General features: G+C 35.8%; 44 protein-coding genes. 2 read left to right on the plus strand and 42 right to left on the minus strand.

The window, feature by feature from the left end; all coding sequences use genetic code 11:
* The 42 genes from J0N78_RS02870 to J0N78_RS03070 all read right to left on the minus strand — a co-directional run bounded on the left by J0N78_RS02870 (position 1) and on the right by J0N78_RS03070 (position 19,348).
* Positions 1–1,698 carry a terminase large subunit gene (locus J0N78_RS02870; RefSeq protein ID WP_209121519.1) on the minus strand — a complete coding sequence of 566 codons (1,698 nt, stop codon included), beginning with the start codon at positions 1,696–1,698 and terminating at the stop codon, positions 1–3.
* On the minus strand, positions 1,695–2,054 hold the full coding sequence (locus tag J0N78_RS02875) for a hypothetical protein (protein WP_209121520.1): 360 nt from the start codon (positions 2,052–2,054) through the stop codon (positions 1,695–1,697). The genes J0N78_RS02870 and J0N78_RS02875 overlap by 4 nt, the downstream gene beginning before the upstream one ends.
* Before the next feature lie 99 nt (positions 2,055–2,153).
* Complete coding sequence (locus tag J0N78_RS02880) at positions 2,154–2,645, minus strand: NUMOD4 domain-containing protein (protein WP_209121521.1); 492 nt, start codon at positions 2,643–2,645, stop codon at positions 2,154–2,156.
* Between the two features lie 97 nt (positions 2,646–2,742).
* On the minus strand, positions 2,743–3,033 hold the full coding sequence (locus J0N78_RS02885) for an HNH endonuclease (RefSeq protein WP_209121522.1): 291 nt from the start codon (positions 3,031–3,033) through the stop codon (positions 2,743–2,745).
* Between the two features lie 11 nt (positions 3,034–3,044).
* Positions 3,045–3,257, minus strand: coding sequence for a hypothetical protein (locus tag J0N78_RS02890; protein ID WP_209121523.1), 213 nt, complete (start codon positions 3,255–3,257; stop codon positions 3,045–3,047).
* Between the two features lie 3 nt (positions 3,258–3,260).
* The gene (locus tag J0N78_RS02895) at positions 3,261–3,434 is read right to left on the minus strand and encodes a hypothetical protein (protein WP_209121524.1); all 174 of its coding nucleotides are present in this window, start codon (positions 3,432–3,434) and stop codon (positions 3,261–3,263) included.
* A 146-nt stretch (positions 3,435–3,580) separates the two neighbouring features.
* Complete coding sequence (locus J0N78_RS02900; RefSeq protein ID WP_209121525.1) at positions 3,581–3,748, minus strand: hypothetical protein; 168 nt, start codon at positions 3,746–3,748, stop codon at positions 3,581–3,583.
* Complete coding sequence (locus tag J0N78_RS02905) at positions 3,748–4,077, minus strand: hypothetical protein (RefSeq protein ID WP_209121526.1); 330 nt, start codon at positions 4,075–4,077, stop codon at positions 3,748–3,750. Before J0N78_RS02905 ends, J0N78_RS02900 begins: the two co-directional genes overlap by 1 nt.
* Positions 4,078–4,109: 32 nt before the next feature.
* Positions 4,110–4,550 (minus strand): hypothetical protein, encoded by a 441-nt coding sequence (locus J0N78_RS02910; RefSeq protein WP_209121527.1) that lies wholly within the window; start codon positions 4,548–4,550, stop codon positions 4,110–4,112.
* Between the two features lie 9 nt (positions 4,551–4,559).
* Positions 4,560–5,216, minus strand: a complete 657-nt coding sequence (locus tag J0N78_RS02915) for a zinc-finger domain-containing protein (protein WP_209121528.1) — start codon at positions 5,214–5,216, stop codon at positions 4,560–4,562.
* Complete coding sequence (locus J0N78_RS02920) at positions 5,197–5,625, minus strand: RusA family crossover junction endodeoxyribonuclease (RefSeq protein ID WP_209121529.1); 429 nt, start codon at positions 5,623–5,625, stop codon at positions 5,197–5,199. The genes J0N78_RS02915 and J0N78_RS02920 overlap by 20 nt, the downstream gene beginning before the upstream one ends.
* Positions 5,618–5,944 carry a nucleoside triphosphate pyrophosphohydrolase family protein gene (locus tag J0N78_RS02925; protein WP_209121530.1) on the minus strand — a complete coding sequence of 109 codons (327 nt, stop codon included), beginning with the start codon at positions 5,942–5,944 and terminating at the stop codon, positions 5,618–5,620. Before J0N78_RS02925 ends, J0N78_RS02920 begins: the two co-directional genes overlap by 8 nt.
* A gap of 15 nt (positions 5,945–5,959) precedes the next feature.
* Complete coding sequence (locus J0N78_RS02930; RefSeq protein WP_209121531.1) at positions 5,960–6,778, minus strand: thymidylate synthase; 819 nt, start codon at positions 6,776–6,778, stop codon at positions 5,960–5,962.
* 4 nt (positions 6,779–6,782) lie between these two features.
* Complete coding sequence (locus J0N78_RS02935; RefSeq protein WP_209121532.1) at positions 6,783–7,004, minus strand: hypothetical protein; 222 nt, start codon at positions 7,002–7,004, stop codon at positions 6,783–6,785.
* A 52-nt stretch (positions 7,005–7,056) separates the two neighbouring features.
* On the minus strand, positions 7,057–7,359 hold the full coding sequence (locus tag J0N78_RS02940) for a hypothetical protein (protein WP_209121533.1): 303 nt from the start codon (positions 7,357–7,359) through the stop codon (positions 7,057–7,059).
* 5 nt (positions 7,360–7,364) lie between these two features.
* Positions 7,365–7,514, minus strand: coding sequence for a hypothetical protein (locus tag J0N78_RS02945; protein ID WP_209121534.1), 150 nt, complete (start codon positions 7,512–7,514; stop codon positions 7,365–7,367).
* Between the two features lie 193 nt (positions 7,515–7,707).
* The gene (locus J0N78_RS02950) at positions 7,708–9,105 is read right to left on the minus strand and encodes a DNA cytosine methyltransferase (RefSeq protein ID WP_209121805.1); all 1,398 of its coding nucleotides are present in this window, start codon (positions 9,103–9,105) and stop codon (positions 7,708–7,710) included.
* 35 nt (positions 9,106–9,140) lie between these two features.
* A complete protein-coding gene (locus J0N78_RS02955) occupies positions 9,141–9,314 on the minus strand; it encodes a hypothetical protein (protein ID WP_209121535.1) in 174 nt (57 codons plus the stop codon).
* 237 nt (positions 9,315–9,551) lie between these two features.
* Complete coding sequence (locus J0N78_RS26070; protein WP_280637164.1) at positions 9,552–9,674, minus strand: hypothetical protein; 123 nt, start codon at positions 9,672–9,674, stop codon at positions 9,552–9,554.
* Between the two features lie 59 nt (positions 9,675–9,733).
* A complete protein-coding gene (locus J0N78_RS02960; protein ID WP_209121536.1) occupies positions 9,734–9,901 on the minus strand; it encodes a hypothetical protein in 168 nt (55 codons plus the stop codon).
* The gene (locus tag J0N78_RS02965) at positions 9,898–10,089 is read right to left on the minus strand and encodes a hypothetical protein (protein WP_209121537.1); all 192 of its coding nucleotides are present in this window, start codon (positions 10,087–10,089) and stop codon (positions 9,898–9,900) included. Before J0N78_RS02965 ends, J0N78_RS02960 begins: the two co-directional genes overlap by 4 nt.
* Positions 10,090–10,094: 5 nt before the next feature.
* Complete coding sequence (locus tag J0N78_RS02970; RefSeq protein ID WP_209121538.1) at positions 10,095–10,412, minus strand: hypothetical protein; 318 nt, start codon at positions 10,410–10,412, stop codon at positions 10,095–10,097.
* Positions 10,384–10,536, minus strand: a complete 153-nt coding sequence (gene fbpA / locus J0N78_RS02975; RefSeq protein ID WP_209121539.1) for a Fur-regulated basic protein FbpA — start codon at positions 10,534–10,536, stop codon at positions 10,384–10,386. The genes J0N78_RS02970 and fbpA overlap by 29 nt, the downstream gene beginning before the upstream one ends.
* Positions 10,527–10,670 (minus strand): hypothetical protein, encoded by a 144-nt coding sequence (locus tag J0N78_RS02980; protein ID WP_209121540.1) that lies wholly within the window; start codon positions 10,668–10,670, stop codon positions 10,527–10,529. The genes fbpA and J0N78_RS02980 overlap by 10 nt, the downstream gene beginning before the upstream one ends.
* A gap of 11 nt (positions 10,671–10,681) precedes the next feature.
* The gene (locus J0N78_RS02985) at positions 10,682–11,416 is read right to left on the minus strand and encodes an ATP-binding protein (protein ID WP_209121541.1); all 735 of its coding nucleotides are present in this window, start codon (positions 11,414–11,416) and stop codon (positions 10,682–10,684) included.
* Between the two features lie 19 nt (positions 11,417–11,435).
* Positions 11,436–12,224, minus strand: coding sequence for a conserved phage C-terminal domain-containing protein (locus J0N78_RS02990; protein ID WP_209121542.1), 789 nt, complete (start codon positions 12,222–12,224; stop codon positions 11,436–11,438).
* A 97-nt stretch (positions 12,225–12,321) separates the two neighbouring features.
* Positions 12,322–12,507 (minus strand): hypothetical protein, encoded by a 186-nt coding sequence (locus tag J0N78_RS02995; RefSeq protein WP_209121543.1) that lies wholly within the window; start codon positions 12,505–12,507, stop codon positions 12,322–12,324.
* Between the two features lie 9 nt (positions 12,508–12,516).
* Entirely contained in the window at positions 12,517–13,287 is a 771-nt protein-coding gene (locus J0N78_RS03000) for an ORF6N domain-containing protein (RefSeq protein WP_209121545.1), read from the minus strand.
* A gap of 5 nt (positions 13,288–13,292) precedes the next feature.
* Positions 13,293–13,556: an AbrB/MazE/SpoVT family DNA-binding domain-containing protein gene (locus tag J0N78_RS25640; protein WP_247747090.1), complete on the minus strand. Its 264-nt coding sequence runs from the start codon at positions 13,554–13,556 to the stop codon at positions 13,293–13,295.
* Positions 13,557–13,574: 18 nt separating this feature from the next.
* Positions 13,575–13,814 (minus strand): hypothetical protein, encoded by a 240-nt coding sequence (locus tag J0N78_RS03010; protein WP_209121546.1) that lies wholly within the window; start codon positions 13,812–13,814, stop codon positions 13,575–13,577.
* Between the two features lie 32 nt (positions 13,815–13,846).
* Positions 13,847–14,035 carry a hypothetical protein gene (locus J0N78_RS03015; protein ID WP_209121547.1) on the minus strand — a complete coding sequence of 63 codons (189 nt, stop codon included), beginning with the start codon at positions 14,033–14,035 and terminating at the stop codon, positions 13,847–13,849.
* A gap of 43 nt (positions 14,036–14,078) precedes the next feature.
* Positions 14,079–14,288: a hypothetical protein gene (locus tag J0N78_RS03020; protein ID WP_209121549.1), complete on the minus strand. Its 210-nt coding sequence runs from the start codon at positions 14,286–14,288 to the stop codon at positions 14,079–14,081.
* A gap of 76 nt (positions 14,289–14,364) precedes the next feature.
* Positions 14,365–14,589, minus strand: coding sequence for a hypothetical protein (locus J0N78_RS03025; protein WP_209121551.1), 225 nt, complete (start codon positions 14,587–14,589; stop codon positions 14,365–14,367).
* 223 nt (positions 14,590–14,812) lie between these two features.
* On the minus strand, positions 14,813–14,965 hold the full coding sequence (locus tag J0N78_RS03030) for a DUF6906 family protein (RefSeq protein ID WP_209121552.1): 153 nt from the start codon (positions 14,963–14,965) through the stop codon (positions 14,813–14,815).
* Positions 14,966–15,136: 171 nt separating this feature from the next.
* Positions 15,137–15,904 carry a recombination protein RecT gene (gene recT, locus J0N78_RS03035; protein WP_209121553.1) on the minus strand — a complete coding sequence of 256 codons (768 nt, stop codon included), beginning with the start codon at positions 15,902–15,904 and terminating at the stop codon, positions 15,137–15,139.
* A gap of 12 nt (positions 15,905–15,916) precedes the next feature.
* Entirely contained in the window at positions 15,917–16,849 is a 933-nt protein-coding gene (locus J0N78_RS03040; RefSeq protein WP_374193853.1) for a YqaJ viral recombinase family nuclease, read from the minus strand.
* 96 nt (positions 16,850–16,945) lie between these two features.
* On the minus strand, positions 16,946–17,242 hold the full coding sequence (locus tag J0N78_RS03045; protein ID WP_209121555.1) for a helix-turn-helix domain-containing protein: 297 nt from the start codon (positions 17,240–17,242) through the stop codon (positions 16,946–16,948).
* 200 nt (positions 17,243–17,442) lie between these two features.
* Positions 17,443–17,667: a hypothetical protein gene (locus J0N78_RS03050; protein ID WP_209121556.1), complete on the minus strand. Its 225-nt coding sequence runs from the start codon at positions 17,665–17,667 to the stop codon at positions 17,443–17,445.
* Positions 17,667–17,951, minus strand: a complete 285-nt coding sequence (locus tag J0N78_RS03055; protein ID WP_209121557.1) for a hypothetical protein — start codon at positions 17,949–17,951, stop codon at positions 17,667–17,669. The genes J0N78_RS03050 and J0N78_RS03055 overlap by 1 nt, the downstream gene beginning before the upstream one ends.
* Before the next feature lie 89 nt (positions 17,952–18,040).
* Complete coding sequence (locus J0N78_RS03060) at positions 18,041–18,805, minus strand: phosphoadenosine phosphosulfate reductase domain-containing protein (protein WP_209121558.1); 765 nt, start codon at positions 18,803–18,805, stop codon at positions 18,041–18,043.
* Positions 18,806–18,845: 40 nt separating this feature from the next.
* Positions 18,846–19,061, minus strand: coding sequence for a hypothetical protein (locus J0N78_RS03065; RefSeq protein WP_209121559.1), 216 nt, complete (start codon positions 19,059–19,061; stop codon positions 18,846–18,848).
* Between the two features lie 50 nt (positions 19,062–19,111).
* Positions 19,112–19,348, minus strand: coding sequence for a helix-turn-helix transcriptional regulator (locus tag J0N78_RS03070; protein WP_209121560.1), 237 nt, complete (start codon positions 19,346–19,348; stop codon positions 19,112–19,114).
* Positions 19,349–19,514: 166 nt separating this feature from the next.
* On the opposite strand from J0N78_RS03070, the gene J0N78_RS03075 reads away from it, so the two are divergent.
* On the plus strand, positions 19,515–19,973 hold the full coding sequence (locus J0N78_RS03075) for a helix-turn-helix domain-containing protein (RefSeq protein WP_209121561.1): 459 nt from the start codon (positions 19,515–19,517) through the stop codon (positions 19,971–19,973).
* Positions 19,974–20,000: 27 nt separating this feature from the next.
* Positions 20,001–20,462 (plus strand): ImmA/IrrE family metallo-endopeptidase, encoded by a 462-nt coding sequence (locus J0N78_RS03080; RefSeq protein ID WP_209121806.1) that lies wholly within the window; start codon positions 20,001–20,003, stop codon positions 20,460–20,462.
* Positions 20,463–20,464: the final 2 nt, after the last annotated feature.

Below are 20,464 nucleotides of genomic sequence, written 5' to 3' on the forward strand. Positions count from 1 at the left end.
CTAAATCATGTTCATATAGTCATTCCGTTTATCTTGCAAAACCACATAAGCATTCAGTAGAGCAGCCGTACCGTCAATTCTTCTCCGTTGATTATTTGTTTTGTTTGGCTGTATATTAAGATTTTTATCTATATCAATCGCTGTATTAGATAAACACCATTTATCTATTGGGTTGTTATTGTAAACGATTTTTTTACTTTCTAAGTCAGCTCCAAGAAGTTTCATAGGACTTGAAAGTGTTTGTTTTCCTTGAGCTATTGGGATCATAGCTTCTTTTCCAAAGTGTCCTTGCATTTCTTCAACCCAATATTTTGCCGACCATCTGTCATAACCGATCCAAGGGAGATAAATCCCAAATTCGTCTCGAATTTCTAAAAACCACTTTGTTACAAATTTTGCATGTACACTATTACCTGGTGTAGTTCTAAGTAAATCATTTTCATACCATAAATCGTATGGGATTTTATCTTCTTTGGCTCTTTGTTCTAATAATTCTTCTGGTAACCAATACATTTGCTTAACATAAATATATGGATCGTCTGGAACCATAAAAATAACCTTAGCTGCAGTTAGGTCAGTTGTACTTGATAAGTCACAACCTCCTATACCGTAACTAGGGTTTAATTCATTTATATCAAACGTAGAAGTATTATTAAGTTGCTCAAATGTCAACCACGCCTCGCTAGATGTTTCTCGAATATTAAAGTCTTTCGTTAGTAAATTTTTTACTAAAAGAGGATTTGCTTTGGCTTTATTTACCTTCGTTTCAAGTTGGTCAATTTTCTTTATTGTTCCTAGTCCAGGGTTAGCCTTTTTCCATGCGGTTGGATCTGTCCATTCTTTACGATTATCTAATTCATAAATGATAGGTAAAAAACGGTCGTCTTTATATCCATCTGGATCACCTAAACCATTTAAAAGCATTTCTGCCTCTTCGTATTTCATATCATACACAGACTCACGTACGGTACCAGCTGTTGTAATCATAAAGATCATCGGCTGTTCGCGAGATGAGGTACCGTCCACAACAACATCATAGAGGTTCTTGTCTTTCCAAGCGTGAATTTCATCCATCATGGCTCCATGGACATTTAGACCATCTAGTGTTTCACTATCTGACCCCAAAGGTTTAAATGTACTATCATTCCAATCACATACTAAGTCAGATACTAGTGGTTTAATTCGCTTTAGTAGAATAGGTGATTTTTTAACCATACGTTTTGACTCTAACCAAACTAATTTTGCCTGATCTTTCTTTGTGGCCACAGCATAAACTTCGCTACCTGGTTCACCATCAGCAATTTGAAGATACAAACCTATACCTGATGCGATTGTGGACTTCCCATTCTTACGAGCAACGACTAATAATACTTCACGATATTTTCTTGTCCCGTCCATTTTATGAACAAAACCAAATGCTGCTGCTATAAATGCTTTTTGCCATAATTCTAGATCAATGGGTTGACCTCCCCATTTACCTTTTGAATGTTTGCAGTAATTTTCAATGAATTCAATAGCATGGTTTGCCTTTTTGGGTTCGTATTCGTAGATGCTGTTGTTGTCGTACACATCATTTGCTAACTTCTTATAAATCCGTTTCACTTTGTCACTTACAACTTCATCACCAGACTCAATAAGTTCGAAGTATTCGATAATAGGATTATAAGTCAGCGGATAATTTTTCCTAAGTTTTCTCATTTGTTCATCACAAAGTCATCGAAACCATCGTCCTCTTCCACAGGCATTTCTTTTGGGAGCAGGTTAATCAATTTGTCATATGCTGCAGTGTATCGATTAATCATGGCATTGTAAGATTTTTGAGCAGGGTTTTCCACTACCATTTGTTGGGCGCCTTGCTTAAAAAGATAAGTTGGACCTTTGGTTTTTATTGAGTCTTCAAGAATTTCTAAAGTGATTGTCATAAATGCAACACGTTCGATTAACTCTTTTGCGGCATTTCTTTTTTCTTCCGACAAATCTTTGAAGATTTCATTAAGTCTCTCTATTTCTTCTCTAATCATTTCATCTTGTTTTTTCTTACTCAATTTCGCCATAAATAATTAACCCCCCCTCATGTGAAAATGACCTGTGTATTTTTCGAAGGTCCCCCTCCGGTACCTAAGACCCTATATAGCTAATATTTTATAGGGGGGCTATACACGTTCCCACTTATAACCCTTACTACTATTACTAATACCCTGCAAACAATTGGATATTGCAGACTTGTTAAATCCATTACACTCAGCTTCTACACAGCTATCAAATTCAATCACACTGTTATCATTGAGGTTTATACCTCTAATCTTTTTTCTGTGTTTCATTCCGGTTCTAATATTCCTCGTTCCGTATCTACGATTATATTTAACTGTACACCACTCAAGATTATTTATATTATTATTTCTTTTATTCTCATCTTTATGGTTTACTTCTGGAAGGTTATTAGGATTAGGTATAAATGCTTCTGCAAGAGCTCTATGTAAATACACTGTTTTATAATTTCTGTTCCCTTTTGATAAGTTAAACCTAAGATAACCCTTTCCATTATCAGCTGGTTGAATTAATTTCCCCTTTCCATTTTTCAAACGACCTAAATTACTAATTTGATATAACCCTTCAAAATCTTTTACATCTTTCCAAATTTCCAAATTAAACACCCTCCTAGTGTTCTCCATATTTATACATAGAAAAAGAGCCGTGGAGTTCGGCTCTTATCGGGCTGCAGTCCCTATTTCCTATGAAAGTTTATAACTGAATTAGATCTCCGTTTTCGTCAAAGGATAATCCTTCTCTGATCACTTCTTCTTTTTTGAAATGTTCATGCTGATGGCAAGTAGCACATAGTAATTCTAATAGGTCATGGTTCAATGAGATGGTAGGATCATGAATGTTATCTGGTGAAAGATAAACAGTATGGTGAACAACCTTACCCGGACTATGACACCTCTCACATAATCCATGTTGAGAAATAAAATAAGCATCGCGACAATTACGCCATGCTTTAGATTTATAGAATTGTTTAGCAAAAAGTTTCATTACGTTTCACCTCAAACAATCATGTAACCAACAATCTTTACATCCGGATTTGCTTTTAGTCTAAATTCATCATCGTAAGCATTCCAGTAATAACCAACTTTATCGACAATGTTTTCCGTGTTAATTATAGTGACTCCTGAAGGTAGTTGCACAGCCACCACCAACAACCTTGATCCATCTTTACTTTTGGTCTCATCAATAAATCTTTGTTTTAAGTTTTTCATTTCTTACTTCCTCCTAATCGAACCACCACGACGTTCATAACGATCGCGATTTATTCCCATGAGATCTGAATAATTCACATTGTCATAAGGTCCACGTTTCTTTTTATTCTTTTTACGTCTTCTAATTTTGTTAAGTTGTTCTTTGATGTCATTATCAAGACGATCTTCAATTCTCATAGAGACCACCTCTTTACACAAAATAAAAAGCACCTAACCAATGGCTAAGTGCTTCCCGTACATTTTTCCCATACTACTATAATAACTCATTTTGTTAATGCTTTTTGTAGCATAAATGTAGCATGTTTTGTTGTTTGGACTGTTCATTAACGGATACTTTTTACGATTGCATCAATAAGTTCACCTAACTCGATTTCAGTATCTATATCACTAGTGTTTTCTTGAATTTCAGTAAGTTTGTTCACTAACGCTATTAAAAAAGCATTATCTGCTATCATTTGTCTCTCTCCTTTCGGTTCTCCTGAACTGTTCATCAATCAACTTCAATTTCTACTGATGGATGAGAGCCTTTAGACTTTGCTTTTTCTCCTTGTAATTGATTTAGCCTAAAAGCTTCTTTCAATCCCTCATGCGTTTCAACTTGACTTGCAGGAACAAATTCCATCTGATAACCGTTTGGAAAGTGTTCTTTATACGTTTCATGTCTATCTGGTCTACTTCCCTCAACAACTCCTAAATCATGAGGAACATAACTTTCATGACTGCACCAGTGACTACCTAATACCGTTCCATCATCGCCAATCGCATAAGCTATTCCATCTCCACCACCAACTACATTCGAAAAACAATAAATTTTATTCATTTTATCCACCCTTTCTTATTTCGTAGTTTCGCTCAATTCCCCAATGTAAACTTCTTATTCCTACAAGAAATTCTTCTGATATGTTGATAGCTATAACCTAATTCTCTAGCTATCACTTTAAGCGGCAGCTTCTTAATGTCTCTCATTACAACAACCTTTTGATCAATGTCCTCGGATGATTTAATGATTTTATCAATTCTATTCCTGGCATCTCTTTTAATATCAAGAAAAGAATGCAATTGGTCAATCCGATCATCGAGCTTATTCAAACGTTCAATGACAACATCTAATGACATCGGTACTTGTCCACCAGCAACACGTTCTTTGCTGTAATCAATGGTTAAGTTGGCACTTGGAGCATTATCATACATTCGTTTATTCAGTAGCTTCCGTTCTCTTTCCAGTTCTTCAACCCGGACTTCTAACGCTTTGATTTCATCACACAGTTCACTATAAGACTCAGCTAAGAGCAATATATCCACCTACTCTAAGTGCACTTTTAGTGCTTCTTTAGTTGCATCATATTTAGTTTTATATCTAACTAGTTCATTCACACGGTTTTGATAGGTCGTTAGTTCTCTCTCTAAATTAGAGACTGTTTCTAACATCCTTAGTCTTTCTTGTAATAAAGCATCAACGGTGGTTTTTAACTTTTCATTTTCATGTTTTAACGGTTCGTATTGATTAATTGGTTTTTTATCCGGTTGAATTTCCCGTTTTTCTTCTGAAGGTGCAACTTTAACAGGTTTAGGTTTAGCCGGACCAAACTTGCCAATCAAATCCCACTTTTTCTTCAAAGAATGAAGTTTGTTATGATCGATCCCTACTTTATCTCTGATCTCTTTATCGGTGAGGTCATTTTTCTTATATGTGAGGTATTCTTCTTTAGTGAGTTCTTGATCTTTTACTTCTTTTGGTTCGACATCCTTCACTTTTTCACTCATAACCTTTTGCTCCTTCCCTTCAAGTAACTCTCCGTATTCTTTTAACTCCATACCATGTTTACATTGAGTGTTACAATATTGGTTATTGTGTAAACTTCCTTTCAGGTACCGCTTAGGATCCTCACAATTTCTACAGTGATTTTCTATGATGTCGCCAATTTTATTGTTAATCTCTCTACGGATTGACTTCTCCAATCAAATCACTCACCTTCACTTCTACTCTAGGAATTTCGCTATACCATTTACGAACTGTAAGACTAACTACTTGTTTATCATCATGCCAAATGATACCTGACAAACCGTCTTTAATTCCTTTTACGTAATTATCAACATCAGGCTTAGTTGTTGGCCTCAACTGACCTTCTATAGCCATCTTTCTTTTGTATTTGGGCATGGATTTAGGAATAGGTTTATAAATGTCTACAATTAGCTCAATCTCACCTTCCAGGAGCTTTTCAGGCTTATTTTCAGAGGCTACTAACTTTACGTACTGTTTATAGTCTCGACTTTTCATAGGGTCATATAATCTAGCTTGTCCATTTATGGTGGTAGCTCGTGGCCTTCCTTGAGCGATGGGTTCACCGTAAATCGTGAAGCTAATCAACTCTGTTCACACTCCGCTCCTTTGAAAATCCATCTGGATAACGATCCAATAATTTTTGTATATTCTGTTCAGCGACTACATTAAAATCAATACCATATAAATCTAAGAGCCTAGCAAAGTACCAAAGGTGATCTCCAGCTTCTTTTATTAATTTTTCTTTATTTAACGGATGGCCATGAAACTCGACTTTTTTAATTTCGTCTAAAAATTCTCCACCTTCTCCATTGAAACCTAAAGTAAAATTAGCTAATGCTGCATGAAAACTTTCGTATAATCCCGCTGTTCGTGCTGACTCTTTTTGATACTGTGAAAAATTCATGAATATCGACTCCTTTTATACGGATACATCCGCTTTAATCGCTGGATAGGATAAATAACCTTTTAGTGAAAAATCATTAAAACCAAAATCATCAATGTTTTTTACTTCTGGATTTAACGACAATTGAGGTAATGGCCTAGGTTCTCTGGATAATTGCTCTTTTACTTGCTTAATATGATTTTTATAAATATGAGCGTCACCTATCGTATGAATAAACTCACCAACTTCTAATTCCGTTACTTGAGCAATCATATGAATTAATGCTGCATAAGAAGCGATATTATAGGGAACACCTAGAAATAAGTCGGCTGAACGTTGATACAATTGACACGATAATCTACCGTTCGCAACGTAGAATTGAAACAGCAAGTGACACGGTGGTAAAGCCATTTCATCCAACTGACTAACGTTCCAAGCCGACACAATTAAACGTCTACTGTCTGGATTAGTTTTGATTTGATCAATGACATTTTGTAGCTGGTCAATTGTAAAGTGTCTCAAATGATTATTTTTCCTTTTATAAGTCGACCATGATCTCCATTGCTTCCCGTACACCGGTCCCAACTCTCCATCTTCTTTCGCCCACAACTTCCAGGTTTTAAATCCGTACTTATCGGCACATTCATTTGCATTTGTAGATCCACTAATAAACCAGAGAAGTTCACCTAATACTTTTTGAAAATTAACTGACTTTGTAGTAACAAGAGGAAAGCCTTCTTGTAGATCAAAACGCATTTGATAACCAAATGTGCTAATGGTTCCCGTTCCAGTTCTATCTTCTTTTTCGATTCCGTTATCTAAAACGTGCTGCAGTAAATCATGATATGGCTTCATTCTTTTACCTCCCTGACCTCGATCCCCTTCGACCGTTTCGATAGTGTTGTTTTTCTTTCTCTTGTTTTTTTAATTTATTAATGTATTTCCTAAGGCCTTTTATTTCACTTTTTAACTTGCTATTGACTTTTTTAAGCTGTTTATTTTCTTTTACGATATTTTCTGAGACTTTTTTGTAGTGTTCGTGAGTTTCTTGCATCAGTTGGTTAAGATTTACGTCTTCCATTGACTCACTCACCCTTCGACATACCGTTATTTCGCATCGTTTGCTTAGCCTTCTATCGAACGCTTTCTTTATTATCTAACCGTTTAATGATCCATTCTAATTCTTTGATAATCTCATCAGCTGTCAAAGTAAGTAGTCTTTCTTTATGCCGTTCAACATACAATTTGGCTTCATTCCACCGAAGAGCGTGATTTTCATCTCTTAATTTGTCACTATATTTCTTCCAGATGTCTGCACACTCTCTTACCTGGTGGAATATGTCATGTAGTGACTTATCGGACAGTTCCATACTTTCGTTAGTTTGAACATAGTAAACTATCATTCTGGCAAAATGTTCCACTGTTTGACTGTACAAATAAATCACTCCTTCGTTTCATCAACACTTCTTTCTTCATACACACTCCAACATTTATTAGAGCAGCAAGTGCCTAAACCATCGGTATTTTCAAAGGTAGCGGAACATATACGGCACTCTTCATATTTTCTTGGTAACCCCTCACGTACTGCCATGTTTCACCTCGCAATTGAACTTTTATACTCGGGCTAACATACCATTTATAAATAAACACTTGGATCTAGAATTTTATTTCGGATTTCGGATAAATATATTTAATGTCTCCCTACTCACCTACTTCCATGAAACCAACCCGGGTTGATCGCACTAAGAGTTGGGAGACACCAGTTTCATTTAAGACTCGAACTGTTAATTTGCAACTGCCGTTCTATACCTTGTGTTTTCTACACATATTTCAGGTAAGTTTGCTCTTACAAGATGTTCCGCAAATGGTGGTGGCACTGAATTACCGCACCTCGCCACCTGAGCTGTTTTAGGATATCTATTACTCTTATAATCTCGATCGATAATGTAAGAGTCAGGAAACCCTTGTGCTTTGAATAATTCATGTGGCTGAAGCATCCTCATACCTATATCAACTATCTTGTATTCCTGCCCTTTAATTGTTACTAATCCGAATCGATCTCTTGTGGTTATGGTGTGTAATGGTTCATTTAAGGATTGACCAACATCGGAGCCGTAATATTTGATTAAGAATGCTTGTACTAACGAATGATGATCTTTCATGGTGATCGTATGCAGCGGTTCATCTATGCCTATTCCAGAACCTTTGTAATTACCGCCATAATGCTTTGCTAGGAATGCAGCAACTAAACCAAATCGATTTGCTGTTGGTATCGTTGCAATTGGTTCATCTAAGCTACTTGCCCTTGTTTCTGATCCTTGGTGAGTATAGTAATGCTGAACAAAATAGGCTTTATCATCAACGATGTATGGTTCATCAGTATCAATTACATATTTCTTTAATCCCCTACTGATCCTCAAAAGACTATTTTCTTTCAGTGGTATTTTGCGTGTGAAGATACTTGGTGCTGGTATTGACCAATCAATAACCTCTCCGGCCGTTCTGTACGGTTTTTTAATACCTAACTGAACGTTTAGTTCATTTGGTTCACCGTGCGTAGCTTCGGGCCATGTAATTTGTTTTCCATCACAACGAGCAATTAAAAATAATCGTTTTCTAGTTGTAGGAGCGCCGTAATCACATGCTTTCAGTTCTCTCGTTTCTACCTGGTAACCTAATGCCTTAAAGGATTTAATAAAAGATTGGAAGGTCATGCCCTTTTTATCAGGATCAGGCACCCATTCGCCTTTATTATTAAGTTTTAATGGTCCCCATGTCTTAAATTCTTCAACATTTTCTAACATGATAACTCTCGGCCTAACAGATATCGCCCAATTTATAGCTACCCATGCAAGACCTCGTATTTTCTTACTTACCGGCTTCCCACCTTTTGCTTTACTGAAATGCTTACAATCAGGAGATAACCAACACAGGCCAACTTTCCTACCTTTAACTACCTTACGGGGATCTACATCCCAAACACTCTCACAATAATGCTCTGTATCTGGATGGTTAGTTTTATGCATTGCTATAGCAGCAGGATCGTGATTGATGGCAATATCTACTGAAATACCTGTGGCCATTTCAATTCCAGTACTTGCTCCCCCGCCACCAGCGAAGTTATCAACAATAATTTCTCTAAATAAATCTAGCTGCAATATTCTCCCTCCTTTGCTACACATAATCTCTCTATTGAATATCATGACCGAACTGTACATCAATCCTCCCATTCTAAAACAACTAAATCTTGACCATCCTCCCATGTTTCTCTGACTGAATTAAAGGACTCATATCCACATTCATCGACCTTCGCTTCAACATCGTAGAACATTACCTTTTGCGTTTTATCCCTAATTTTTGATAGTTCCTCAATTAATTCTTGTACTGTCATCTTCAAACCCTCCTCGTGTCGCAGTATCTTTCAATTATTTCTACCTGTTCCTTCACAGTGATTACACTTTACCGATGTGTCATTAACTCTTATTGAACCTCCACCAAAAGTCATTGCCCTTTGCATGGCTTTTAATTTTCCGCTGCCGAAACAATAAGGACACAAATCATTTAGAGTCGGAATTTTTATTTCTATTTGCATCTTCATATCCTTTCTTTAGTACGTAGTTTCCTTCAACTATTCCTTAGGCTCAATCATTCCGATGGAGTTCACATCATCGATCGTAATCTCCGGAAGGTTCGTTTCATTTGCTTCCATCACTTCTAGGCAACGGTTAAATTCCTCTGCATTCATTTTCATTTCTATCGCTCCTATACTCCGGTATATTCTCTATCCCTTATCACGTATCTTCACGTAAATTACTTCCGCTTCTTCCACTTTGACCAATTCTTAGCTTGAGATCGTTTTTTACGAATAGATACTTTTTGAGCCTTCTTCACTTTTGACTGTTGAACGTACATCCATTTTTTACGGAAACCAATAATACTTTGAACTACTCGATCAATTTCACGTTCAGTAAATATCATTCTTTCACCTCATCTACAGGAAGATCCATCGCCTTTATCATCTTACGAATGGTTTTTTCACCAACCCCTTTTGTGTTTTGAAGCTTTTCAAATCCATCAGCGAAATAATCAACAGCTACTTTCTTTCCCGCTTCGTACCCATCATTGAAACCTTTTAAATAAATCGGATTTAGCGGATCAATTTTCAAACTAATCACCATCCTTTTTTACGCATAGTTAGTTGACCAAAATTCAGCCTTACTTTCCCTTTACCTTTGGAGTGTCTTGCTCTATCAAAGATTAATAGGAATATTTCGTCTGGATCACACTCAAAACACTTTGCTATTTCCGTTATGTGTTTCCCTTCTTTCCACATTTGTTCAATTTCAGCGACTTCTTTCAACGACCAATCTTGTCGTAAGTCTTCATTTGCAAAGTACGTTTGATCCCTTTCTCTAATCATGTAGTTTTTTTTCATACTGGCTATTGTGTGATTAATGGACTTAACTTCCTTGTCGGTTAAACCCTTCATCAAACTTCACCTTCTCTCTTTCCAGTTCGTCTAATGTCAGCTGAGAGAGCAAACGACCGTCAAATGCTACATAATGACCTTGTAATTGCATTTCTTGAATAAGAATCGCTTTTCTTAACTGCATTTCTCCACTTCCTTTTTCATCTGTTCTAACAGTACTTGCATACGTTGTTCTGCTTGTTTGATCTCTTCATTTGTTTTTCGCTTTTGAGGCTGCACTACAAAAACTCCGGGCATAATTTGTTCAACTTGGTTCAATTCATTCACTCCTAAAATGGACTACTTGAAATTCTTTTATCCTTGGACTCTTTGAAAATGATGTACTTTGGATTTTTTAAAAGACGTGACACTAGTTTTCTGTCATACATTGAAAATAATGCCTTACCAGTAAGATTAGTTGTTAAAATGGTTGGTTTATCTTGTCTTGTTGTTCCGATGGCATAAAGTACACGTTGAACAAAATCAGTTGCTTTTTTGTCTGTTTTGATTGCTCCCGTTTCAGCACCTAGATCATCTAATACAAGAAAATCCACGCCAGACATTAAATCCACAAAATAATTCTCGGTGTATTTACTTTCTTTATCCTGGAATGACGCTCTTATTTTCCTGAGCATATCCTCTACACTAATGAACAAGGATGAGATTTTATATTCAGCGGTTTCATTAAGTTCTTTTAAGATTGAATAAGCTAAGTGACTTTTTCCGGTCCCTTGTAATCCCTGCAGTATGACGTTGAATATTTCCCCTTGCTTATAACGTTGGATGCATTCCAATATAATTTGTTTATTCCTTCGTTCTTCCTCACACGTAGGCTTATAGCTTTCCATCGTTGCTTTTAAGATCGTTGAGTCACTTACTAAGCTGGAGTGATATAAAGTGTTATACTTCTTCATTTTTTGGGACTTTTTATACTGTCCTTCAATTTGTTCTTGCAGCTGTTGGTCTTGTTGTTCAAGGAAACAACGAGGGCATATACTTTGTTGTTTCCAGATGATATGTTCCATGCTGTGTTTTTCACATCGATCAGAATGGTAAGTCGGGTTCTTCTGGAACGTCTTCTGGATGTGTTCCAATCTCACTCACGTCCTTTTCATTGAGGTAAGACTCGAACTTAGTACCAAATAATGTTTCGGGTCTAAGATAGTTGTTCATTTTCTCGTTATTAAGCCATTGACTGCATTTAGTATCGATTACTCGTTTAAAATCATTTAACTTAAATCCTTCATTCCAACGAGCTTTGATTAAAGTCTTAGTCTTAGGTGTTGTGGCTCTATAGTTTTTGTTAGTCACTTCATTGAGGTAATTTATGATTTCAGATACCGGAGGTATTTCTTCTTTTTCTTCTTCTTTTTCTTCTTCTTTTTCTTCTTCTTTTTCTTCTTCTTTTTCTTCTTCTTCCCCATAGTCTATAGATAGGGTATCGATACGGTATCCATACCGTTTGATTTGTTCTAAATACATTCCCACAAAAGCCTTATATTTCACGGATCCTAGCTCTTTTTCAATGCACTTAATCACCTTAGAACTATTGATGAAGTTATACTTTGCCCAATTCACTAACATTAGTTCTTTTGTTGACTCCTGGTAATGAATTTTTCCGTATTCGATGAAACGATCTAAAAGTTTATCAATCGTTTCCCGGTTATATCCTGTTTCGGTTTCCATTATTCTTTTAGGTAGTTCATAAATTCCGCATTGGGTTGTCTTGCTATTGGTCATTAGGTACAAGAAAAAATACTTTTCCTCTGGTGTTAGGTCTAATACAAAACCATCTTGCCAAAAATCAACGTGTACATTTCTGTATTTAGCCATTTAAAGCACCTTCTTTAGCATTTGAGGGGAATAAATCCCCTCATTTGTGATATACTTGTACTAGATGTGTTTATTTTGGGGCCTTGATGTTGCAGCATCAGGCTTTTTTATTTTTCTTTAACTCCTCTACTAAATTCACAGCTTTACCTTGAGGTTTATCTACCACTTTCAAAGGGGCAAATAAAGAAGCTGTCATTTGTAAGATTTGGTCCTGTTCCTCAGTTAAAGCTATTGGATAAATTTGATCGTTCATGACATACATTAAAACGACTTTATTATTCATGGTTTCCTCCTAAATAGTCCCAATCGTAAACTCTTTTACAATTATCGAATAAATTTCTTTTAGCCTAGGATCTTGTTCAATAACGTCCATTTTAGTGGTTTTACTTATCTGAGTTTTCGTAGCTCCACCATCTGCTAATCTTTGTTTTAAATTATTTACTCGGATAGTTAAATTACATTTAGCTCGATCTTCTAGAGTTTCATAGCTTTTGGTGCGTAATTCTTGATAATTACCACCAAGTTTTTTTGCTGCTCTATTGATTAAAGTATTGATAGCTTTTCTCCAATCATCATCTTTTTGAAGAAACGTTTCTTTTATGGTTTCTATCCCACTTTCAAGTTCGTTGATTTTCTCATCACGTTTGGCATCTTCAATTTGCTTTTGTGCGACAGTATCAAAAATTTGTTTAAACATTTGTAGTTCTGGACTGAGTTGCTGAATATCAATTTGCCCTTGTTTCTGACGATAGTAATCATCGACTAGCATTTCGTAAGCATCCCAAGCTTCATCGGTATTTAATGATTTAGCATGAAGCCATGCTCCCTTTTCTGTCCAAAGGTATAGTTTGTTTAGCGAACCTTGAAATTCACGATTTGCTTTTTTGAATGCTTTTAACTCTTCGCCAATCAACAAAATATAATGTTTGTCTTCTTTATATCTTTCTTCGTTGTATTTGAAGTTGTAGCTAATTTTGTCAGATGTAGACCCATAAGCCTCTGCCAATTGTTGAGTTGTTAATACTCTTTGACCACCATGTTCAATAATTGTTAAATCGCTCACATTAATCACTCCTTATTAATAAATTTGATGGCTTTCGAAAGGATCTCTTTAACCTGGTCATTTTCTGTATGCAACAACGTATCATTTAAAGCTCCAAGTAATTCTTTTTTCTCACTATTAGACTGATATTCACGAACAAGAAACCCTTCTTCTGTTGCGAACATCTCCATTGGAGTACCAGCGACCCATCCATTTGCTTTTCTAACTTCCATTGGAATTACTACTCGACCTAATTCATCCATTCGTCTTACAATACCTAAAGCTTTCATGTAACCACCCTTTCAAATTCATTTTTCTTTTAAAATAAGATTTCGAGTTAAACACATTTCAAGTGATTTATTGATTATTTTCATAGCATTTAAAGTTTCAGATTTTGCAGCAGAAATATTGTTTGGAGAGTCATAAGACTTTTGTAATTTAATTAATTGCTCAACTAAATGCTCAACTTGATTTTTGGGATACGGCAATAGTTCTATTTTTTGATCTGGAAATTTTGGAGGTTTAACAGGATTGAATTCAAATACCATTTTATTTCCCACCTTTCCTTTTGAGCATTTTCTCAAGCTTCTTTCTGTACATACGGTACAATTTCAACCTTTTCCCAATCCTTTAATTTGTAATTCGCAAATATTCTTTCTGCTGAACGTCTGGCAACATGTTCGGATTGATAAGCTCGTACTTTTCGACTGGGAGAAGATAACTTACTGACATTAAGCGGACCGCCGTCATAATGTATGACCCATAACATTATTAATCCCTCCATCTTTTAAATCGTAGTGTCGTACTGCGAACTACCATCCCATCATTTTGTCGGTGTTAAGTTTATGGAGTTCTTTTTGCTGATTTTTTACTTTTTTATTTAATTGTTCCACTTGTTCAATAAGCCATTTGAAATCATCAACAACAGCTTTTTCGTCCAATTCATACCCAAATAATTGCGCTGTTAAGTCTCCATTCATAGCTTCAACCATATTTTTTATATCGTGTAATCTATCTGACATTTAATTACCTCCTTAGTGAACAATATCTCTCAATGTCCCAATTAATAGGGACAAATACGGACAAGGTTCGTACTGTTCAGTAACCTTCTTCCCCTCTTAACGTTCTAACTACCCAGTGAACAGAAGGTTCTTTACCTATATTTTGAGTGACTTTATCTATCCGTTCTTGTTGTTCTAAAATTACTTTTTGCATTTGACCAAACACACTGCCTAAAACAATCATTGCGTCATATTCTAGTCTTTCGACTTCCCCTACATGTTTGACTTGCGACCATAACTCATCTAATTCTCTTTTATTCAATAGCCTCATTCCTTTCAAATAATTGGGTTGAACTGCGAAATTACTTTAATTTTTCGATTGACTCACATAAAGCTAATATGCCAAGCGAAGACCACATTACGCATTTTGAAAATAAACTCAACGCTTCTCCTTTGGTGAATACTCCTATTGCAAAAATAACAATGACTACAAACCATAAAATATATTTAGCCAAATAATCACCTCTCTTATGTCGCAGTTTCCCTCAACCTGGAATGACCTTTAATCTTCCTGTCTCCCGATGCACAATATGTAGCTCTTCTTGGAGGTTCTTCGAGACTAACCAGTTATTTGGATTTAGACCGACTTCTTTTATTGCGATTTTTTGTTTCTTGGTAGGCGCTTTTCCATTCTTCAAATACTTCACACCTTTCACATATTGCTGTCATCCCCGAGATACGAATTAAGCGCATCTCAGGAAATGATTTAGCAAGATAACCTTCTACATACTTTTTGAATAATTTAGACCTATTGGGATAGCCTGCTGTAAGACCTAAATAACAGTTTGGAATAGGTATTTTATATTCCATTAACTAATAGGGGTTTCTTCTAGTTGTTCAACTTCTACAATGTCATAAACGGATTCAGCTTCTGCAGTTACATCTTTTCGAACAACTTCATCCTGGGTTGCTTGCTGTTGAATTTCAACACTGATCGGTAGGTACTTCCACATGTGACGAATAACAGTTTTCTTAGCCATTTCTTCAAAGTCTGTTACCCAAGGACCATTTTTAGAAGCCTTAGAACGGTCTCTACGCTTTTCAATTTCCTCCATATCCATTACTTCAAATTGATATCCACCGTCTTTAAAATGAGCAACTGCGTAAGCGTAAATCATCTTTCCGCGGTTCTTTGTTGCTGGCTTATGAACTAACTTAGGTTGTAATCCTAGTTCATACTCAAATTCGTCATTTTCATAGACTACATGAGCATAAATGCTTTCAATGTTCCCACTACGTCTAGCAAGGTCAATCATGCCTTTATATCCAATAATGAATGTAGCTTCTTTCCCATAAGGGATAATGTAACAATGTCCAACTAATCCCGGCTCTAATCCTAATTGCGCTGCTTGCATTACAGCTCCCATTAAACTTGGTAGTTCACATTGAAGTAATTTTGGGTTGGTGCGGATCGTCGTTAAAGCTATTCGCGCCATTCGATCAGCATCCATGTGTTTAGGTAAGGCCTTTTGAATTTCTGGACCTAGTTTCTTTAAGTAGGCTGAAATACTTTGCGCTGGAGATACCTCTTGTTTTTTATTAGATAGTTGATTTTTAATCGTTTCATTGGTTGCCATGGGTTTAGCCTCCTATTTAATTTGAAATCGTCGATATGATGTTTCTTTCGCGTATTTTTGGAATAAATCCGGTTGCTCTTCTTTGAATTTCTTGTTGTCTAAACGAGTACTTTTAACGGTTTTCCAAGTAATTGTTTTGTCTTTCCAATAGCCTTTTTCATTGTCACCAATCACCTGTTTAATTTTGTTTTCATACTCTTTTTTGCGTTCATCCAATGATTTAAGTTCACTATTTACTTGTTCTAATGCATCGAGGTAGGTTGAAACTTCTTCAGGAAGTTCAATCTCAGACTCATACGAATTTGGATATAATGCATTTAGTAGATCACTAGAAGCTTGTGAACCATCAATCTCTGGAGGTACACCTTTCATTACGTGATTTTCCCAAAAGTTTTTTTCGATATCGATGAGGTAAGAAATTAATTCTTCATCTCGATCAACCTTCTTGTAAATGAACTTATTTCCGCCAATTAAAACAGCGATCCACCACGCTTGATATCCAGTAACCGCCATATAATGTTGACATTGAAGTAAGTATGCTGCAGGAATTTCTTCGTTTTCCCACTCTTTTTTTAAATATTCTGAAGCTGTTTTACATTCGAGTCCTTCATTAACGCCTACAATTAACCGATCTACATTTGCCAACATGAATGAATGCTCTGGATGTTGAAGAATAGCGTTGCGTTTTCTGATCTTAAAGCCTGTCCTTTTTGAAAACTCTTGAGCAACTAACTCTTCTAGCGTATTTCCCCAATATGCCGCTTCCCCAGCTGTACTTTCGAGTGGTGATTGGCCTACCTTTTCTAAATAGAGGCCCATTGGTGATTTCCATTTATTAATCCCTGCAATAATGGATGCATCAGAACCTCCAATACCTTTTGTTCGGACTTGCAGCCATTCTTCATGAGTCATATCATGAGTACTTTTAAACACAGTAGCGTTCAAGATTACTCCTCCTCCCATTTTTAAACCGCTTAATTTGTGATACTATAAAGATGAATTAAGTTTTTTATTCTAGTCGCCTCTGCCAAAGGCGGCTTTTTACATTACTCCCGAACCTACATCTTTTAGTTGTTCATCACTCCAACATACTGGGCAACAAACATCTTCTTGAGTTTCAAAAGCTTGCTCGACTGCAAAAACTAAAACACAATCCTCACATTCGTAAATATGAAATGGCCTTTTCGGTTTGTTACGGCGTCGCGGCCATTTTTCTGGATCTTTTTCTCGATACTGAGAAATTTTATGTCTTAAATAACTGTGAGAAATACCTACCTCTTTAGCGATATCATCAATTTTTACACCTTGTAGCCACAGCTCATTAATTTGTTCTTCCATCGTCTCACCCCTTTCTTTATGTATTAGTGCTAACTCGCACCGATCAGACCACGACTAATGGAGAGAAGGAATGTAAACAACAAGTGTTAGGGGTCACTTTTTGCCAAAAGGTTGTCGTGGCCTCATCGGCAAGAGTTTTAGTACTCTTGCACGATTAAGATCAACATGATAATATAAAAAATGGATTACGCAATTCTGGGTTATGCCGTTTGTATTGGAGTGCAAACGGCATTTTTATTTGCCTTTAAAACTGCTTGTACAATTTTCCTTTGGATACTGACACTTTTCTTTATCTGTAATACATCGCGTCTTGCTTTTTCATTTCCTATTTCCTTATACATCTCAGCGACCATTACTAAATGAGCTTCCCAGGACAAAACTCGTAACCAATCTTTTTTTGTAGCTGTTTCATAGTTTAAGAACATTATTTATTCCTCCTTATAATTTGAATTTCAATTCCTTTCATTTTCATATCTTCAGAGATTTTAATTAACTGACGTTCCCATTTATCATGCTGCAGCTTCTTTTCACTTAACTCTTCTAGTTCTCGATAACATTTTTGAAAATCATTAACCCACCTTTGTGCTTCTTTGTAATCTGAGTTGAATTCAAGCTCTGAAAATGCACGTTTGAGGCAGTGGATTGAACAATGATGCAGCTTAATTGCCATTTCCAAATCTTCTGGTAATACATGTTGAGTCACGTTCATATGTAGTCACCTCGTTTTTTATTCTGTTTTTCGTTCGTTAAATTTCGCCAAAGTGGTAAAAAGAAGTTCCTCTTGGGAGGAAGTTAGTATTATGCCGTAACTTTAATTCCTATATGTTCCTCTAAATAAATTGGTTCTTTCCCTTTCGTAAACATTGTGTGACCAATTTTCTTTTCCAGTTCTACATATTTTTTATACAGGTCTGGTCTTTGCTCGGCGCCATGCCTTAAATCATTGACACATCCCATGATGCAGAATACACAACTCAATCTTTCATTCCTTTCGTAAGCCCAAAACGGTTTCTCACCAGCTTCTCTAATAGTTTGAAAAACTTCATCTGTAGTAAAATTAAATATCGGGAGCCAGTTATAAACATGCCTAGTTACTCTTTTGTTTACACTCTCCTGTTTGTTATAAGAAAAAGGTTCTTTCTTGGCTCTTGCCGATGACTCTTGTGCTCTTAATCCCATACAATTGATAGCGATAGTTGCCCTACGTTCTTTTAAATCATTCCTTATAAACTTGAAGATAGGACCGCGTTTTAAATCACTTGTACATTGTCGATATGCTGCACTAGGCCATTTACCTCTTTTCTCAACCATTCCCAAGAAAGTCTTACTTGCTTGAACTACATTCATCTGATGTTGAGTATTAGCTCTAATGTGCTCCTGCACACCTTCCCATTCGACCTCACCTAAGTCAGCGTGAACGACAACTATTTGTTTAGAAGGTATTACTTTTTTTAGCTCTACATACATTGCCTGTGAGTCTTTTCCACCAGAATGAGAAATGTAGAATATGGCTCCTTGCTGTATAAAGTCTGTAATTTCATCAGGAAAGTGTATTAGTGGCATTTCCATCCTCCTTACTGCCCAATTATTAAGTGATCCATCATCAAGCCTCCTTTTTAACCTTTTCTTTCTTAGTTAAAATGGTGATCAACTTTCCATCCTTCTTAATAACTTCTCGATGGTAGTCTTTGTGTTCTGGCTCTTTATCTAAAACTACCCATGCATTTGCTCTGTGGATTAACTCTGATAATCCAGGCGGTACAGGAACTGAATGTTCCCCAACTTTGATCCCAGTAATTTCAATAAATGGTTGTTGCAAAATTTGACCTCCTCTCATCATTTCTAAAACTTTGTAAAAACTAAAAAGTGCTATGCAGTACTTTGTTTATCGTTTTGTAAGCTAGAGACACCACCTGGTGTAAAAAAAATTTCTCTTGGATCTTTATTAAAATAATTTGCGATCTTAAGCATAAGTTCAGCTGACGTATTTGCTCCTTTTTCGATCGCATTAATAGTCTGTCTTGATACACCAAGGGCGTCAGCTAATTCTTGTTGAGTAATATCAAACTCTTCACTACGTCGTAAGTATTTAATTTTATTTTCCACTACGTTTCACCCCTTTCGTTCGGTGTCTCTTGTTTACATTTTTGATTGTAAATTAAAGTCACCATATTGTCAACTATCATTTACTATTTATTTTAAGTATTTGTCTTTTTTATATGTAAAATAATCTTTACAATATGTAGTATAAAGATTACAAGGGGAAATTCTTATGAATGAATTAGGTGAACTTTTAAGAAAACTTAGAGGGAAACGTTCTTTGCGCAATGTAGCAAAATTAACAGATTTAAGCCATACCTATATATCTGATTTAGAAAAAGGATTTAGTCATAATACTAAAGCTCCAATTAATCCTTCTCCAGATACTTTAAAACGCTTAGCGAAAGCATATGAGTATCCATATGAAGAATTACTTACTAAAGCAGGATATATTGACGAAGAAAATGAGAATGATCAAGCGAAGTTAAATACTAAAGACGAACTTGATATTGCTAAACGAATGGAACAACTTAGAAAGGATTTAGAAAAAGGGGATGGTCTTAGTTTCTCTGGCGAACCCATGAGTGAAGAAGCGAAAGAGTCACTTTTGGAAGCAATGGAATATGCTGTGAGACAAACCCAAAGAATTAATAAAAAATATATTCCTAAAAAATATAGAGACGATAATTAAAGATGTGAGGTGGACTCATTGAAATGGATTAAGAATGTAGTAAAAGACGTAGTAAAAAAATACAAAACCAATGATCCTTTAGAACTCGCATCTTTGTTAAAAATTCATGTAATACCATGGGATTTACATGAAGAAATAAATGGTTTTTATAAATATGACAGGAGAAATAAATATATATTTTATAACTGTAATCTTAGTAATGAAATGCAGCGTTTTGTTTGCGCTCATGAACTAGGTCATTCTTTATTACACCTAAAGGTCAATACTCCTTTTTTACGAGCAAATACATTGCTTTCTGTAGATAAAATTGAAGTGGAAGCAAATACTTTTGCGGTTGAATTATTACTACCTAACGAAATTTTACTTGAGTATTCTCATACAAACCTATCCATTTATGACATAGCTAAAATTTTTGGAATTCCAAATGAAGTTGCCCATTTAAAGGGTGATATTTTTTTTAGTAAAAATACCAAACATACATTCTTATAAAG

The organism is Alkalihalobacillus sp. BA299 (assembly GCF_017745675.1).
Taxonomy (GTDB): Bacteria; Bacillota; Bacilli; order Bacillales; family Bacillaceae_F; genus Alkalihalobacterium.